This window comes from Paenibacillus sp. PAMC21692, from assembly GCF_014303795.1.
GTDB classification, from domain to species: domain Bacteria; phylum Bacillota; class Bacilli; order Paenibacillales; family Paenibacillaceae; genus Pristimantibacillus; species Pristimantibacillus agaridevorans.
Map to the genome: position 1 here is coordinate 4,681,523 of NZ_CP060293.1, position 14,401 is coordinate 4,695,923.

General features: G+C 53.5%; 16 protein-coding genes and 1 riboswitch. Of the genes, 15 read left to right on the top strand and 1 reads right to left on the bottom strand.

The genetic code is table 11. From position 1 onward, the window contains the following. Nucleotides 1–18: 18 nt before the first annotated feature. From H7F31_RS18585 to H7F31_RS18655, 15 genes are all read left to right on the top strand, one after another. The gene (locus H7F31_RS18585; RefSeq protein WP_187100000.1) at nt 19–1,566 is read left to right on the top strand and encodes a spore germination protein; all 1,548 of its coding nucleotides are present in this window, start codon (nt 19–21) and stop codon (nt 1,564–1,566) included. A 12-nt stretch (nt 1,567–1,578) separates the two neighbouring features. Beyond that, the gene (locus H7F31_RS18590; RefSeq protein WP_187100001.1) at nt 1,579–2,787 is read left to right on the top strand and encodes a Ger(x)C family spore germination protein; all 1,209 of its coding nucleotides are present in this window, start codon (nt 1,579–1,581) and stop codon (nt 2,785–2,787) included. Nucleotides 2,788–2,822: 35 nt separating this feature from the next. Further along, complete coding sequence (locus H7F31_RS18595; RefSeq protein ID WP_187100002.1) at nt 2,823–3,917, top strand: GerAB/ArcD/ProY family transporter; 1,095 nt, start codon at nt 2,823–2,825, stop codon at nt 3,915–3,917. A gap of 75 nt (nt 3,918–3,992) precedes the next feature. Continuing rightward, nucleotides 3,993–4,101, top strand: a riboswitch (TPP riboswitch). Between the two features lie 170 nt (nt 4,102–4,271). Next, nucleotides 4,272–5,297 carry an ABC transporter substrate-binding protein gene (locus tag H7F31_RS18600; RefSeq protein ID WP_187100003.1) on the top strand — a complete coding sequence of 342 codons (1,026 nt, stop codon included), beginning with the start codon at nt 4,272–4,274 and terminating at the stop codon, nt 5,295–5,297. Nucleotides 5,298–5,394: 97 nt separating this feature from the next. Continuing rightward, nucleotides 5,395–5,697, top strand: a complete 303-nt coding sequence (locus H7F31_RS18605; RefSeq protein WP_187100004.1) for a thiamine-binding protein — start codon at nt 5,395–5,397, stop codon at nt 5,695–5,697. Then, complete coding sequence (locus tag H7F31_RS18610; RefSeq protein WP_187100005.1) at nt 5,687–6,490, top strand: ABC transporter permease; 804 nt, start codon at nt 5,687–5,689, stop codon at nt 6,488–6,490. Before H7F31_RS18605 ends, H7F31_RS18610 begins: the two co-directional genes overlap by 11 nt. Continuing rightward, nucleotides 6,480–7,244 carry an ABC transporter ATP-binding protein gene (locus H7F31_RS18615; protein WP_187100006.1) on the top strand — a complete coding sequence of 255 codons (765 nt, stop codon included), beginning with the start codon at nt 6,480–6,482 and terminating at the stop codon, nt 7,242–7,244. Before H7F31_RS18610 ends, H7F31_RS18615 begins: the two co-directional genes overlap by 11 nt. Continuing rightward, the gene (locus tag H7F31_RS18620; RefSeq protein WP_187100007.1) at nt 7,231–8,040 is read left to right on the top strand and encodes a TatD family hydrolase; all 810 of its coding nucleotides are present in this window, start codon (nt 7,231–7,233) and stop codon (nt 8,038–8,040) included. The genes H7F31_RS18615 and H7F31_RS18620 overlap by 14 nt, the downstream gene beginning before the upstream one ends. A 124-nt stretch (nt 8,041–8,164) precedes the next feature. Then, a complete protein-coding gene (locus tag H7F31_RS18625; RefSeq protein WP_187100008.1) occupies nt 8,165–8,935 on the top strand; it encodes a glucosaminidase domain-containing protein in 771 nt (256 codons plus the stop codon). Between the two features lie 73 nt (nt 8,936–9,008). Further along, nucleotides 9,009–9,665 (top strand): peptidoglycan recognition protein family protein, encoded by a 657-nt coding sequence (locus H7F31_RS18630; protein ID WP_187100009.1) that lies wholly within the window; start codon nt 9,009–9,011, stop codon nt 9,663–9,665. A 237-nt stretch (nt 9,666–9,902) separates the two neighbouring features. Then, on the top strand, nt 9,903–10,247 hold the full coding sequence (locus H7F31_RS18635; protein WP_261800043.1) for a hypothetical protein: 345 nt from the start codon (nt 9,903–9,905) through the stop codon (nt 10,245–10,247). A 67-nt stretch (nt 10,248–10,314) separates the two neighbouring features. Continuing rightward, the gene (locus H7F31_RS18640) at nt 10,315–10,704 is read left to right on the top strand and encodes a zinc ribbon domain-containing protein (protein WP_261800532.1); all 390 of its coding nucleotides are present in this window, start codon (nt 10,315–10,317) and stop codon (nt 10,702–10,704) included. Nucleotides 10,705–10,767: 63 nt separating this feature from the next. After that, on the top strand, nt 10,768–11,643 hold the full coding sequence (locus H7F31_RS18645; protein ID WP_261800044.1) for a nucleotidyltransferase domain-containing protein: 876 nt from the start codon (nt 10,768–10,770) through the stop codon (nt 11,641–11,643). Next, nucleotides 11,640–12,680, top strand: a complete 1,041-nt coding sequence (locus tag H7F31_RS18650) for an FUSC family protein (protein ID WP_187100010.1) — start codon at nt 11,640–11,642, stop codon at nt 12,678–12,680. The genes H7F31_RS18645 and H7F31_RS18650 overlap by 4 nt, the downstream gene beginning before the upstream one ends. 177 nt (nt 12,681–12,857) lie before the next feature. Beyond that, nucleotides 12,858–13,490: a hypothetical protein gene (locus H7F31_RS18655; RefSeq protein WP_187100011.1), complete on the top strand. Its 633-nt coding sequence runs from the start codon at nt 12,858–12,860 to the stop codon at nt 13,488–13,490. Between the two features lie 23 nt (nt 13,491–13,513). On the opposite strand, the gene H7F31_RS18660 is transcribed toward H7F31_RS18655, so the two are convergent. Then, a complete protein-coding gene (locus H7F31_RS18660) occupies nt 13,514–14,260 on the bottom strand; it encodes an EcsC family protein (RefSeq protein ID WP_187100012.1) in 747 nt (248 codons plus the stop codon). Nucleotides 14,261–14,401 lie beyond the last annotated feature (141 nt).

Sequence of the window (14,401 nt, forward strand, 5' to 3'; positions counted from 1 at the left end):
GGAAACAGAGGGTGCGCCATGAAACAATCCGAAACATCCCGTGAAAGGCCGTTCCAATCTTCGCTGAAAGCGAACGTGCGAGCGATTAACGAACGATTTGGAGGAAGCAGCGACCTCGTCGTCAGACTGTTCCGCAGCGATGCAGCTCCGGAGCGCGAGCTCGCGCTCATGTACATAAGAGGAATCGTTGACGAGTCGACTATTAATGAATCAGTGCTGAGTCCGCTCATGTCCATGCAGCTTCCGAAGCCCTTCGGCAAAGAAGAGCCCGGGTTGCTGGAAGCTCTCCGGACAAGCATCTTATCCGTCGGTCAGGTAAAAGACGTGTTGATGCTGGAAGAGGCGATCCAGCTAATGACCGGAGGCATGTGCTTGATCGCGGCGGAAGGCCATGCGGCCGTGCTTATGGCGGGCGTAGGCGGAGGCGAGCAGCGGTCGGTCGACAGCGCGCTGACGCAGACGGTCATTCGCGGTCCGCAGCGGGGATTCGTGGAGGATTTAAATACAAACGTCAGCTTAATCAGACGTATTATTCGTTCTCCTAACTTGCATGTGCAAACGCACAAAATAGGGAGCGAGACTCACACGGATGTAGCAGTCCTCTATATGAACGGGATCGCGGACGAGGCAGTCGTCAAGGAGGTGTACCGGCGGCTCGCCGATATCGAGATCGACGGCGTGCTTGAGAGCGGTTATATCGAAGAGTTTATCCAGGACGAAACGTTTACGCTGTTCCCTACGCTTATGAACACGGAGCGCCCCGATACGGTAGCCGCATCCTTGCTGGAGGGCAGGGTTGCAATTGTCGTAGAAGGCACTCCGACCGCGCTGATTGCGCCCATTACGTTCTTCAACTTCTTCCAGTCGACGGAAGATTACTACCATAGGTTTGACATCGCTTCGTTCGTTAGGATGATTCGTTATGGGGCATATGCGGTGTCCATGTTGCTCCCCGCGCTCTATATTGCGGTGACTACCTTTCATCAGGAGTTGCTGCCCACAACGTTGCTCATCAGCTTGGCTGCCCAGAGGGAGGGGATTCCGTTCCCAGGTCTCGTGGAGGCGCTGCTTATGGTGCTTGCCTTCGAGGTGCTGAGCGAAGCCGGATTTCGCATGCCGAGAGCGATCGGCTCTGCCATCTCCATAATCGGAGCGCTCGTGCTTGGACAAGCGGCAGTCCAAACGGGAATCGTGTCGGCAGGCATCGTCATTGTCGTATCCTTTACGGCGATCGCAAGCTTCGTCATGCCGGAATTCAACATTGCCGCGACTTCCCGCATCATCCGGTTCGGATTGATGCTTGTGGCTGGGTTTCTCGGTTTTTTCGGCCTTTTTATCGCCATATTGTTCATTCTGGTTCACCTTGCTTCGCTGCGCTCCTTCGGAGTACCCTACATGACGCCAATGGCTCCCGGAACCAGCGTCAGAAGCTTATGGCGAGACGTATTCGTACAAAACCCGTGGTGGGCCATCGTGCTTCGTCCCCAGGATCTGAAGCTGCGTAATCCCAAACGATTGAAGCGCTCGAAGTGGCCGATTGCACAAAGGCAAATCAAAAAGCCGTAAGGAGGGAGTGCGTTGAATACGATAAGGGCGGTGCTTCTGCTGGTCGTGCTGGCCACTCTGCCGGGCTGTGGAAACCGGGCGGAGCTTAACGAAATTGCGATCGTATCCGCGACGGGCGTCGATTGGGAGGATGGCGAGTGGGTGTTGACCTACCAGACCATCATTCCGAAGGCGATATCCGGCCCATCAGGCGGAAGCCGGGGAGCGGCAATCAACGTTTTCTCCTCGCAAGCGGAGAACTTTCGGTCTGCGATTAGCAAGGCGAGTCAGGAGACGTCCAGGCGGCTGTATTTCTCGCATAACCAGATTGTAATTGTAGGACAGGATGCCGCTCGCAAGGGGCTGGGGCAGCTGCTGGAAACGTACCTTCGCAATCTTGATTCCAGAGAGAACGTCAACGTATTTTTGTCCAAAAGCAACGCGCGCCAATTGCTCGAGCAGTTGATGCCGCTCGAACAGAATCCCGGCGAAGCTATCCACCGGATGATCGGCAACGAGGAGACGAACAACTCCTCACTCCGTCAAATGACGATCAACGATGTCCTGATGGATTTGCTCAGCGGCGTGCAGGCCACCGGTCTTCCCGTGCTCTCCCTGGCAGAAACGGAGGGCGGCACGGAACGCGGTCAGCAGCTGGGACAGTCGTCTTCGCCATCGAAGATCCGGCTGAACGAGCTGGGGCTCATCGTGGGAGATAAGCTGGTAGGATGGGCGGATCATCGGGAAAGCAGCGGCATTAATTGGCTAAACAATACAGTCGGCAGGACGACGGTCGGCTTCGCGTGCTCGGATCGAAAGTCCGCCAAAAAGGATTCCTCCATCCGCGTCGTACAGGCGGAGTCGAAACGGATCCCGAGCTTCAAGGACGGAAAATGGCGAATCGACGTGGACATCAAGGCCGAGGGCTCGCTGCTGGAGTACAATTGCAAGGGCGATATTAGCAAGCCGGATAAGATCGAAGCAATCGAGCGGAAAATCGAGGAGGAAATCCGTTCCACCGCCTTGAGCGGCTGGAGAGCGATCAGCGCGAACAAAGCGGATGTCGCCGGCTTCGGCAATCTCATCCACAAAAAATATCCGAAGTTATGGAAGCAGGAAGTCTCGAACTGGAGAGAGACTTTCCCGGCGACGACAGTATCGGTTAATGTGTCTTTCAAACTGTCCACAACCGGATCAAGCGGCAACAACTTTAAGCAAATACAGGAGGATACGGGCAAGTAGCGAGGCGCCGGAATCGAATGAAGGGAGGGATGGCTTTGCGACAGCAAATCGGCAAGAGTCAGCTTGCGCTGCTGATTATATTGTTCCTGATCGGCAGCACGCCGCTGTTCGAGCTTGGCATCAAAGCGAAACAAGACTCATGGATCGCCATGGCAATTGCCGCGGCGACGGGACTTCTATTGACGACCATTTATCTGTTTATTCAGCGAAGAGCGCCGGATGCTGGCCTTGGGGAACTGTTGAAAATCCATTTCGGCAAACCGATCGGCGCCGCGCTGGGCTGCGTTTTTGCGTTGTGGTTCGCATACGAATGCATGAGGAACGTACGGGATGTCGGCGAGCTGACGTCCGTAGCTCTGCTGCAATTTACGCCGCAATGGGCGATTATGTTGTGCATCCTGCTTGTTGCGGCATATACGGCTAGCAAAGGCGTGGAAGTATTTGTTCGGGTCGTGCAGATGTTGTTCCCGATTGCAGCCGGTAGCTACCTCATCATTGTATTCCTGCTGTTCTTTAGCGGCGTCGTGAAACTGGACCAGATCCTTCCCATCATGGAAAATGGACCTTTGCCCGTACTCCAAGCGGCTTTTCCTGATCTTATTTCCTTTCCGTTCGGGCAGCTCTTCGTCATGTTCGTTTTCTGGAGTCTGGTCAATGAAAAAAAATCGATAACCAAAATTACGATATGGTCGCAAGGCGGCGTATCCCTGTTCCTTATCTTCATGAATATGCTGATTCTATGCGTGCTGGGTCCGGCGCTTGCCGGCGCTACCTCATTGCCGCTGCTGCAAGCTGTGCAACTGATCCGGTTGGCCAATTTCTTGGAACGCCTCGACGTCATCGTGACCTTGCTTCTGTTTATCGGACTGTACGTGAAGATAACGGCTCTGTACCTTGCTTCCGTATTCGTCTTTCACAGCTCGACAGGCATCGAGACCCGTAATCTGCTGCTCCCCATCGGAGTCGTCGTCTATGCGATGTCGTTTATGGAGCCCATTAATACGTTTCATATTTGGCTGGGACTCGACGTGACGTTGAAGATGATGCCCATCTTCCAGGTCGCCATTCCGCTGATCATGGTTGTGATCGGAGTGCGGAAGCGGTATAAAAAGTTGCCGGCGAGCGAATAGAACGATAAACATGGGAAAATAATGCTGGCATTACCCGCGGAGTCTGCTATAATTGGTTACGTAATTGACGAAACCGAATATGCTCCGGGGAGCTGGTTAGGCCGGCTGAGAGGGAATGACAACATTCCGACCCGTATACCTGATCCGGATAATGCCGGCGTAGGAACGTGAAGCGAGCGCTTCTTCGTGATTTGGCGTACAGTCGTTGGGACTGCGCGCGAATCTTGATGCCAAGCGCGTACCAAGCCGATTGCAACTCGCCCTCCTGAATCAGGAGGGCGAGTTTTTTTGGAATAAGGGGAAGAGCAGGAACGTCAATCCAGAAGACATAGAAGGCGGAGAGGGGAAGTACGCATGCTGCACAAGAAGAAGGGATTATGGGGAAGAGGGCTCACGGCGACGGTGCTGGCCTTGACGTTGACGATCGCCGGTTGCGGCGGCAACGAGCCGGAAGGCGATGGCGGCGCTGGTGGCGAGAAGGAGCTTAAGAAGGTGAAGGTCGTTCTCGATTGGACGCCGAACACGAATCATACGGGATTATATGTCGCTCGGGACAACGGTTTCTTTGAGAAGCACGGCCTGGACGTCGAGATTATTCAGCCGGGACAAGACGGCGCCGATGCGATGGTCGCTTCCGGCGATGCCGCGTTCGGCGTCAGCTACCAGGAGTCGGTCACGATGGCCCGCATCGCTGGCGTGCCGATCGTCTCCATCGCCGCGGTCATTCAGCATAACACCTCGGGTTTCGCCTCGCCGAAGGCGAAAGGCATCGATTCGCCCAAAAAATTTGAAGGACAGCGTTATGGCGGCTGGGGAGCTCCGGTAGAAGAATCCGTCATCGACGCCCTTATGCAGGCGGACGGAGGCGATGTCAGCAAGGTCGACATTATGAGCATCGGCGACAGCGACTTCTTTGCGGCCGTGGAGCGGGATATCGATTTCGCTTGGATCTACTATGCCTGGACTGGCGTCGAGGCAGAGCTGCGCGGCGAAGAGCTGAACATGGTTTATCTGACGGACTACAGCGACAAGCTGGATTATTATACGCCGGTCTTGGTGACGAACGAGGAGCAGATCCAGTCGGATCCCGAGACGGTGAAGGCGTTCGCGGCGGGAGCGGCCGAAGGTTATCAATTCACGATCGCCAATCCGGAGGATGCGGCTGAAGTGCTGATCAAGGCGGAGCCGGATCTGAACGCGGATCTTGTGCGTGCCAGCCAGAAGTGGCTCAGTCCGAAGTATCAGGACGACGCGCCGCGCTGGGGCGAGCAGAAGCTGAGCATATGGGAGAATTACGCAAACTGGATGTTCGATCATGGACTGCTCGAGGGCAAGCTGGAAGCAGAGAAGGCGTTCACGAACGAGTTCCTGCCGGAATAACGGGAGTAACGGGAGTCAGGCATATAAGGACGGATCGACCAATGAAGCGGATGCTCCGGTCGGATTTGAAGATAACTTCGGAGAGGGGAACAAACAGATGGCAAACGCGCTGGTAAGCATTCAAATATTGCCGAGCACGCCGGGAGGGGCAAGCGTCCTTCCTTTCGTGGATCGCGCTATCGATATCATTAAAGAGTCGGGCGTAACTTATCGGGTGGCTCCGCTGGAGACGACGATGGAGGGGGAGCTGTCCGAGCTGCTGAACATCGTACAGCGAATGAACGAAGCGATGACGGAGATGGGCTGCGCTTCGGTCATTTCCCAGATTAAAATATATTACAATCCGGAAAATGGCGCCTCCATGGGCCGACTGCTGGAGAAATACCCGGATGGCCAGTAGGAAAAAGTCCGGAACGGGAGCGTGGGCCAAGCTATGGCCGCCCGTGCTTACGCTGGGCGCTCTGATCGCGCTTTGGCAGGCATCCGCCTCGCTGGGAATCGTGGATGCCTGGCGCATCCCGGCTCCGTCGGCGGTTGTACTGGAGGCGATCGAGATCTGGCCGCGCCTCATGGCGCATACGTGGGCGACGCTGAAGCTAATGATGCTGGGCTTTACGGGCGGTTCGGCGGCGGGCTTTGCGCTCGCCGCTTTGCTGCATCTGCTGCCGGGAGTGCGCAGAGGCGTCTACCCGCTGCTCATCCTGTCTCAGAACGTGCCCGTCGTCATTTTGGGACCCATCCTGACGATGTTGTTCGGCTATGGCACGCTGCCCAAGACGCTGCTCGTCATGCTCGTCTGTTTCTTTCCCGTATCGGTCGCCATGCTGTCGGGTCTTGCCAGCGCGGATGCCGGACTGCGTCATTATATGCGCATGATCGGAGCGGGCAAGGCGGAGCTGTTCTGGAAGCTGGAGCTTCCCAGCGCCGCCGTTCATCTGTTCTCCGGCCTCAAGATTGCCGCGACGTACAGCATGTTAGGGGCGGTCATCGCCGACATGCTGGCCCCGAAGCTTGGCCTCGGAGGTTTTATGGTTCTGTCCTCGCGCGGATTCATGCCGGAGCGGGCGTTCGCCGCCGTTATTCTGATCATTATCGTAAGCATGGTCATGTTCGGACTCGTAACGTGGGCGGAACGAATCGTCATTCGCTGGCGTCCGCCGGTCAAGGAAGGGGGAGAGCGGCATGAAGCTTGAAGTAAATGGCGTTGGCATAAGCTTCGGAACAAAGGAAGTGCTGCGCGACCTGACCTTGCGAGTGGAGGACGGAGAGTTCGTCTCGCTGATCGGACCATCAGGCAGCGGCAAAACAACGCTGTTCGGCGTTATTGGCGGGCTTCGGCAGCCGGATGCGGGAGAGATCCGCATCGAGGGCCGCATCACGACCGGCGAGCGCGGCCATGTTGCTTATATGCCGCAGCAAGCCGCCCTGCTTCCTTGGCGATCCGTCTCCGGCAATATCGAGATGGCGCTTAAGATCGCCGGCATCGACAAGGGGACGGCGAAGGCCATGACGTTGGAATGGCTCTCACGCGTGGGACTGGCGGAGTATGCGGGAGCTTATCCGCATGTGCTGTCCGGCGGAATGCAGCAGCGCGTCTCGTTTTTGCGCGCGCTTTTGTCGCCGCGTACGCTGATGCTGCTCGACGAACCCTTTGGAGCGCTGGATGCTTTGACGCGGCTTCATATGCAGAAGTGGCTCCTGTCGATCTGGGAAACGCATCGCAAGTCGGTACTGCTCGTCACGCACAGCATCGAAGAGGCGCTTTACCTTTCCGACCGGATTATCGTTCTGTCCGCATCGCCTGCAACCGCGGCAGACGAGATCGTCGTGCCGTTTGAGCGGCCGCGCCGGGAGGATCTGTGGACCGACCCCAGATTTAATGAATTGAAGGCTCGCATCTACGGACATCTGCAGGGCGACGGAAAGGCGGTGGATGATCTTGTCTGATAGCTTTCCCGTCGTGGATGCTCACCTTCATGTCGACCTTTATCCCTCCGAAGAGCAAGAGGAGCTGCTGGCGGAAGCGTTTAGCCAAGGCGTGGAGACGGTCGTCGCCGTATCGATGGATCTGGCTTCCTCGATCCGAACGCGCGAGATGGCGTTCCGCCATCGCGGGCGTGTCCATCCCGCTTATGGCTTCCATCCGGAGCAAGAGGCGCCTTCCGAGCTTGAGAGAGAGGAACTGCTAACCTGGATAAGGGAGCGGCATGCGGCTGGCGAGGCATTTGCGATTGGCGAAGTCGGCTTGCCGTATTACAAGCGGACGGAAGCCGAGGAGGCGGGGGAGCCTTTCGACGAGACGCCGTATTTGTTGCTGCTTGAGAGTTTCGTCGCACTCGCTGCGGAGCTGGATCGCCCGATCGTGCTTCATGCCGTCTACGAGGACGCCGACAAAGCCTGTTCGCTGCTTGAGCGATACGGCGTGCGGAAGGCTCATTTTCACTGGTTCAAGGGCAGCCCGGATACGATGAGACGGATGGCGGAGGCGGGGTATTACATTTCCGTTACGCCGGACATTGCTTACGAGGATGAAATCGTCGAGGTCGTTCGTCGTTATCCAGTGGAGCTAATGATGGCGGAGACCGACGGACCATGGCCTTTCGAAGGCCCCTTTAGCGGCAGAGCAACCGTGCCCGAGATGGCTCGGGAGTCCGTGCTCGGCATCGCAAGAGTTAAAGGGATCGCGCCCGAAGAGGCTGCGCGCGGACTGTTTTTACAAAGCATGAAATTTTATAACTTGTAAGTAGCTTTTTGAACAACCTCTTATGATGACGGCTCTTCGTCCAACAGGACGGGGAGCCGTTTCCATTTGCCAAGCCGGCGCATACACAGGTAGAGAGAGCGTAGAAGCCAAAGGAGGTAAAGCAATGGCAAAAATGACGAGAGAGCAGTTTTTTGCGGCAATTGCGCCTACGGTTCAGCTCGTATGGTCGGAGGGGTACAGAATGTTTCCGTCGGTGCGAATGGCGCAGAGTCTGCTGGAATCCGGCGGGGAGATCCATGCCTGGAACAATCTGGGCGGAATCAAGGTCGGCAATGGCCCGATCAATCCGTATTGGCAGGGACAGGCGGTCGTCAAAGGCACTTGGGAGTATATCGATGGCAGGACGGTAAGCATGCAGGCTGCGTTCCGGGCTTACAAAAGCCTCTATCATTTTTACAAGGATTTGGATTTGTTCCTGGAAGCTCCGCGGTACGAAAGAGTGCGCTCCGCGAACACGCCGGAACGTCAAGCTTCCATGCTTTTGGCTAGCGGTTATGCGACTGACCCGGCTTATGCGACGAAGCTGATGAGAATCATTGAGCAATACGGTCTGAGAAGATATGATCTGCCGACTGTGCCGCAGACAATGGTACGAGGATTCGAAGACGCGTCGATCATTCCGGTCACTTGGCAGGGCGGAGTCATCGGCACGGGCTATTTAACAGAAGGGGTAACATGGGTGCCGGCGCGAAAAATCGCCGAAGGGTTGGGAGCAATAGTGGGCTGGACGGGCACGGCGGTGACCGTCAACGGCGTGGAGTTGACTTCGAGACTGTCGATGTCGGTTGGCTACGTCAAAGCCAGGGAGCTTGCCATGCTGCTTGGCGTGCCGATCGAATGGGATCCCAGAGCGAGAGTCGTCCTGCTGGGATAACAATCGCCCTCCCCCTTAACGGCGTTCCGGCATATGCTATAGGACGTCGGACGAGAGAGAGGAGGATATCCTGTTGTATACGTATATCGTAGACCACATCCCAAGATCGACGCCGAACAATAGACGCCCCGGCTTGCCGCTGAACGCAACTACGATCACGATCCACAATACGGCCAACTCTTCCAGCACCGCAAGGAACGAAAGAAACTGGCTGACGAATCCGTCAAATTCGGCTACAGCCTCTTATCATATTGTGATCGACCAGAAGGAAGCGATCGAATGTATTCCGCTTACCGAGGTCGCCTGGCATGCGGGGGATGGCAACTCTGCAACCAGCGGCAATCGGACATCGATCTCCATCGAAATAACCGAAAGCGGCAATTATAGCGCTACGTTAGCCAATGCCGCCGCTTTAACCGCTTCCATGCTTAAAGAACGAGGCTGGGGGACGGACCGCTTGCGCCGCCATTATGACTGGAGCGGCAAAAATTGTCCGAGAAAGATGAATCAAGACGGGGACTGGGGCGGATGGGACAGCTTTGTTGCCCAGGTCAATACCATATTGCAGGAGGAGGAAGAGGAGATGCTGGATCCGAAGGATGCCAATAACATCATCCGGTTTCTGAGCGCCGCCTATATGGCGACAACCGATCCTGAGGCAAGAGCGGAGTTTAACCGCCTTGCCAACGAGCTGCGCCGCGTGAGCGGCCAGAATCCTGAGCCGGGTTGACGCGAACAGTTGAGCAAAAGTAATGTGGCGGCAGGCCTGGGGCTTGCCGCTTCTTTAATCGCTGGTTTTAATTCATTCGTTTCTGCGTAATAATTGTCATGCGATGATACTACTGTACTGCCCTTCATCCAAAATATGCTAATATGTATACATAGAATACAGGGAGCTGGTGACTGTGGAATCAAACAAAATAGAAGTCGTAAAGATGACCAGCAAGTATTGCGACTTCGAGCACGAGTGTATTGTCATCGACGGCTGGACTGGGTATCGCACGAGAAAGATTCGGCCTTTGTTTTAAGCAGACATCGCTCCTCTAAAGCATTCGTACGTCTGCCGATTCTGATGTGCCCTGACGATTGCGATGTCTGGTGTACGTTGCTGATCGCAGACGTGGAAAGGGAGGGGACGACAGTCTATTGGCACAGAATCGGAATCGACCAAACGACTGCTGAGGAGTTAACGGCAGATTACGAGCTTATTGGTAATCGGGTGGAATGGCTGAACAAGGTGGCAGCAATGAGCTTTTCGCAAAAGAAGTACGACGCTGAGATGCAGAAGTTGTGGTGTCAGGAGAAAGTATAGATAGAATAAAGGGAATACGAAAGCAGGATAGTCGTCAAACAAAGCAAAGGAGGCGGGGAAGTTGGAAGTGACATGTCCATGGTGCGGAAACGAGGTTCGGCTTAGCGGGGATATTTGTCCGGAATGCAAGCATGAAGTGCTGCCCGAACATTTGGAGGAAAAAGAGAGCGGGATGTTTGGCGAAGGGGAAGCGCAAAAGGCGGAAGATTATGAGGAAGATATAAACGAAATCCACGCCATCGAAAACAACTTTGTTTGCGCCAAATGCGGACACAATGAATGTAAAGCTGCCGAAGTGGCTATGACGGGAGCGGGTCTAAGCAAGCTTTTGGATATCCAGCATCACCATTATCTGTTCGTGTCATGTCTGCGCTGCGCCTCGGTCGAGATTTATGACCCCAGCGTGCTGAGAGGCCGTCAGGCTGGAGCATTCGGAACTTTTCTGGATGTGTTGTAATTCCTATCGGTCGCGTTCGGAGTGATCATTGTGCCGTAATATGATACACTAAGGATCGACAAGATGGATGGAAACGGAGAGAGAGAATTGGCGGCGCAAGAAACAATAATCCGAATTACGGACCAACTTCGACAAGTCGACGGCGTAAAGGCGATCGTGCTTGGCGGATCAAGGGCAAGAGGCACAGGACACGCGCTGTCCGACATAGATATTGGCATATATTATGAAGGTGGCGAAGGGCTCGATATTTCCGGGATTCGGCGAGTTGCATCAATTCTAGACGACGAGCAGCGAGAAGATATCATTACGGAGATCGGCGAATGGGGGCCGTGGATTAACGGCGGAGGTTGGCTTAAGATTGATGGCCAGCCTGTCGATTTCCTCTATCGCGACATTGACCAAGTATCGATTGTCTTGGAGCAATGCATCGCCGGAGACATAATGATAGAATATCAACCGGGCCATCCGCATGGTTTCGTTAATGTCGTTTATGCGGCGGAAGCGGCATTGTGCAATATTTTATGGGATCCGTATGGAGCTGTCGGGACAATGAAGGCGAAGACGGTTCAATATCCAAGCAAGATGCGGGAAGGTATCGTTAGGCGGTTTTGGTGGGAAGCGGGCTTCTCGTACGAGGGGGCCGGGAAAGGGATTTACAAAAAGGATTTATCATACGTGGCTGGACAACTTTATCGGACGATATCCTGCTTAAATCAAGTGTTGTTTGCTATTAACGAAACGTATTGGATGAACGAAAAAGGAGCGGCAGCCATCGTCGATTCCTTCCCACTCGCACCACATGCCTATACGAAACGAGTAAATGAAGTTATTAGTCTGATTACGGAAAAACCTGCCGACTTGGACAATGCAATGGCGACAGTGGGAGATTTGATCCGCGAAACAGATGGTTGGATTCGTCGGGCTGGAGGTGCGTCATGACTTTCGGAGCTCGTATGTTGAAAACGGGAATAGCGGTCACATTGGCGCTGTACGTCAGTATGTGGCTCGAATTTACTCCGCATGTTATCGCGGCGGTCGCGGCGATTTTCGCGCTGCAGCCGACGATCTATCGATCTTGGCGATATTTCCTTCAGCAGGTTCAAGCGAACACGCTCGGCGCCATCATCGCGTTGCTCGCAGGCACATATTTTTCGAACGAGCCCATTGCGATTGGCGTTGTCTGCATACTTGTGATCATGATTTGCATGAAATTAAAAATGTCGGAGTCCATCGGCTTGACGCTTGTAACGGTCGTCAGCGTGATGGAGGCATCCGGCGACTGGGAGTTCGCGCTCAATCGCTTCTTGCTCAGCCTGATCGGCATCGTAGCGGCTTTTCTGGTTAATATATTTTTCGTGCCGCCGGATCCAAGAGAACAATTTACGAAGCAGATCCATCGGGTATTCAACCAGCTTTCTTTGCTGCTCCGTACTGCTATATCCGACGAGATTAAGGAAAAAGTATTCCGGGAACAGAAACAGGAGCTGGCGGACGGTCTGCAAGCGCTGACGGACAAGTACAAGCTGCTGGAAGAGGAACTCAAAAAGCTGAAGAGGGTAAAGTATCGACAGACTCGGCAGGTAGTCGTCTATAAGCAATTGCTGCACAATTTGCAGAAGGGCTATGAGGTGCTCGAAACCGTACAGGAACACTATTTTCAATCAGAGCGAACCAAGGAGATCAATCGGAGATATGACCGGCATTTGGAGAGCTTGATCAAGTTTAACGAATACGTTCTACTTAAGTTCGAGGAAAAAGTCAAGCCGGAAAGCTGGAAGGCCGAATCCATCGAAGAAGAGAACAACGCGTTTATGAAGGAAGCGACGTCAGACAGCGACGACAGCAGGGAAAGCGCACACCGACTGTTCATTGTAGCCGCATCGATCTACGAATACGGTCATCAGACGATTCGATCCGATCGTCTCGTGGAGCGCAAGGGACACGATGACGAAGAGTCGTCCGCTTTGTTGGAATAAAATTCGACTGAACGACCCGAAATAGGACGGACAAGAAGGCAGCTGTAAATTTCAGTTGCCTTTTTCTTTTTTAAATCTAGAATGCCATGAGAGGAAGTGAGTGACATACGTAAGCTGAAATTTTCGAGACGTTTATGGTTTATTGGGCCCATTGCAGCGATAGCAGCTCTATTACTTTTGGCATCGCTATCTTATATCTACGAAAAACCTGGTGGATTGGCCGATTGGAGATATTCGCGAGCTACAGGCTTGAATGAAACAATAAGAATCCCCATTGGTCGAACACCGGAGGAAGCCGTTCAGAAATTTCGTGATTTTAACAAAAAAGTAGTTCATAAGGAATTTTTGAACGGAGGCGCGCTGTTATTTCTTGAAGGTTTCAAAGAAAAGGGAAGAACAAGTCTACAGCTTGAATTCGTACGTGAAACATGGATTGGCGGCTGGAAATGGGAGATGGGCGGAGGTTATGGAATTTCCGTTTATCCTGATACGCATCTCTTAAATTATATGAGCATGCCCAGCAATAAAGGTATAAAAGGCACTTTCCCGATTGTATTCGGAGAAGTTGTCAACCCAAGTGTGTCAAAAGTGAAGGTAATTATAGAAGGTGAAGGGAGCGGCGAAAAAGAAGCCAAGATTGTTGACTACGGAAGGGAACAGCAATTGTGGTATGCGGTGCTTCCGAAAACAGCCTCCACACCTTATACAATTGAAGCGCTGGATGAAAAGGGCGAGATCATTGCCAGTCAGACGGTTGAAGATCAAAGTGATTCTGACAGCATTCCAAGCATGTCGGCTGCCGTTCGATAAAGCACTCATAAGGAGAAGAGAGGCTACCCTTCGATAGGGGCGGCCTCTTTCAATTTTCGAATGCGATAAGCGTTCGTCGCGGATTCACGCAGCTCCTCGAGGATTGTGTAATTGGCCCAAGCACCGGCTACCGCGCCAATACCCGGAACCATCTGGAGCATTTTCCGGAAGTCGATAGCATCGCGGTATTCCTTCTGGAACGTTTCCCAGTCCATGTTTTTGGAGTAATCGGCATCCGAATGCCATTGCAGCTTCTCCACGTCCCAACGTTTGATGGAGTCCAACAGTCTAGCTCGTTGTTCTGGCCCGGAGAACGTCAACTGGAATACCTTTAGAATGAAAACGCGTTCCGAAAAATGTTTAGTATCGTAACCGTATACATGAGCTAATTCAAACAAGTATTTCATCTTGATCGCGATTAGCGCGGGGAAATCCACAACGTTTAGAAAAATGCCGCCAGCTCCCGTGCCGGCGCCTTCGGCTACTGCGATTTTCTGATATAACGAAAACAATTGTTGGGCGTCTTGATCGGCAAGTTCCAGATCGGATGACCGTTGCACGGGTCTTTGAGGTGTATATTCAGCGCCGAACAGCGCCGTGCGCACAATCGACTTAATGGTTGTTGTAATAATATTGTGAACTTTAGGAGGAATCAGGTTGTTGATTCGAGTTCCGATCGTTTTTGATGTTTTTTCCAGCCAGCCTGGAGGTTTAAATAGCTGGCGCTCCCACTCGATAATTTCGTTGATCACTTTCTGTTCGTAATTCATGAACAATCGCTCCTTCAAAAGACATAACTCCATTGTAACGGATATCTTCATAATTAGGAACGGACTGCAGCAGGTGGCGGAACCGGACGAAAGTCGAGGATTTGACACTAACTTGGAAAAAGCCCATTTCCCTGGAAAACC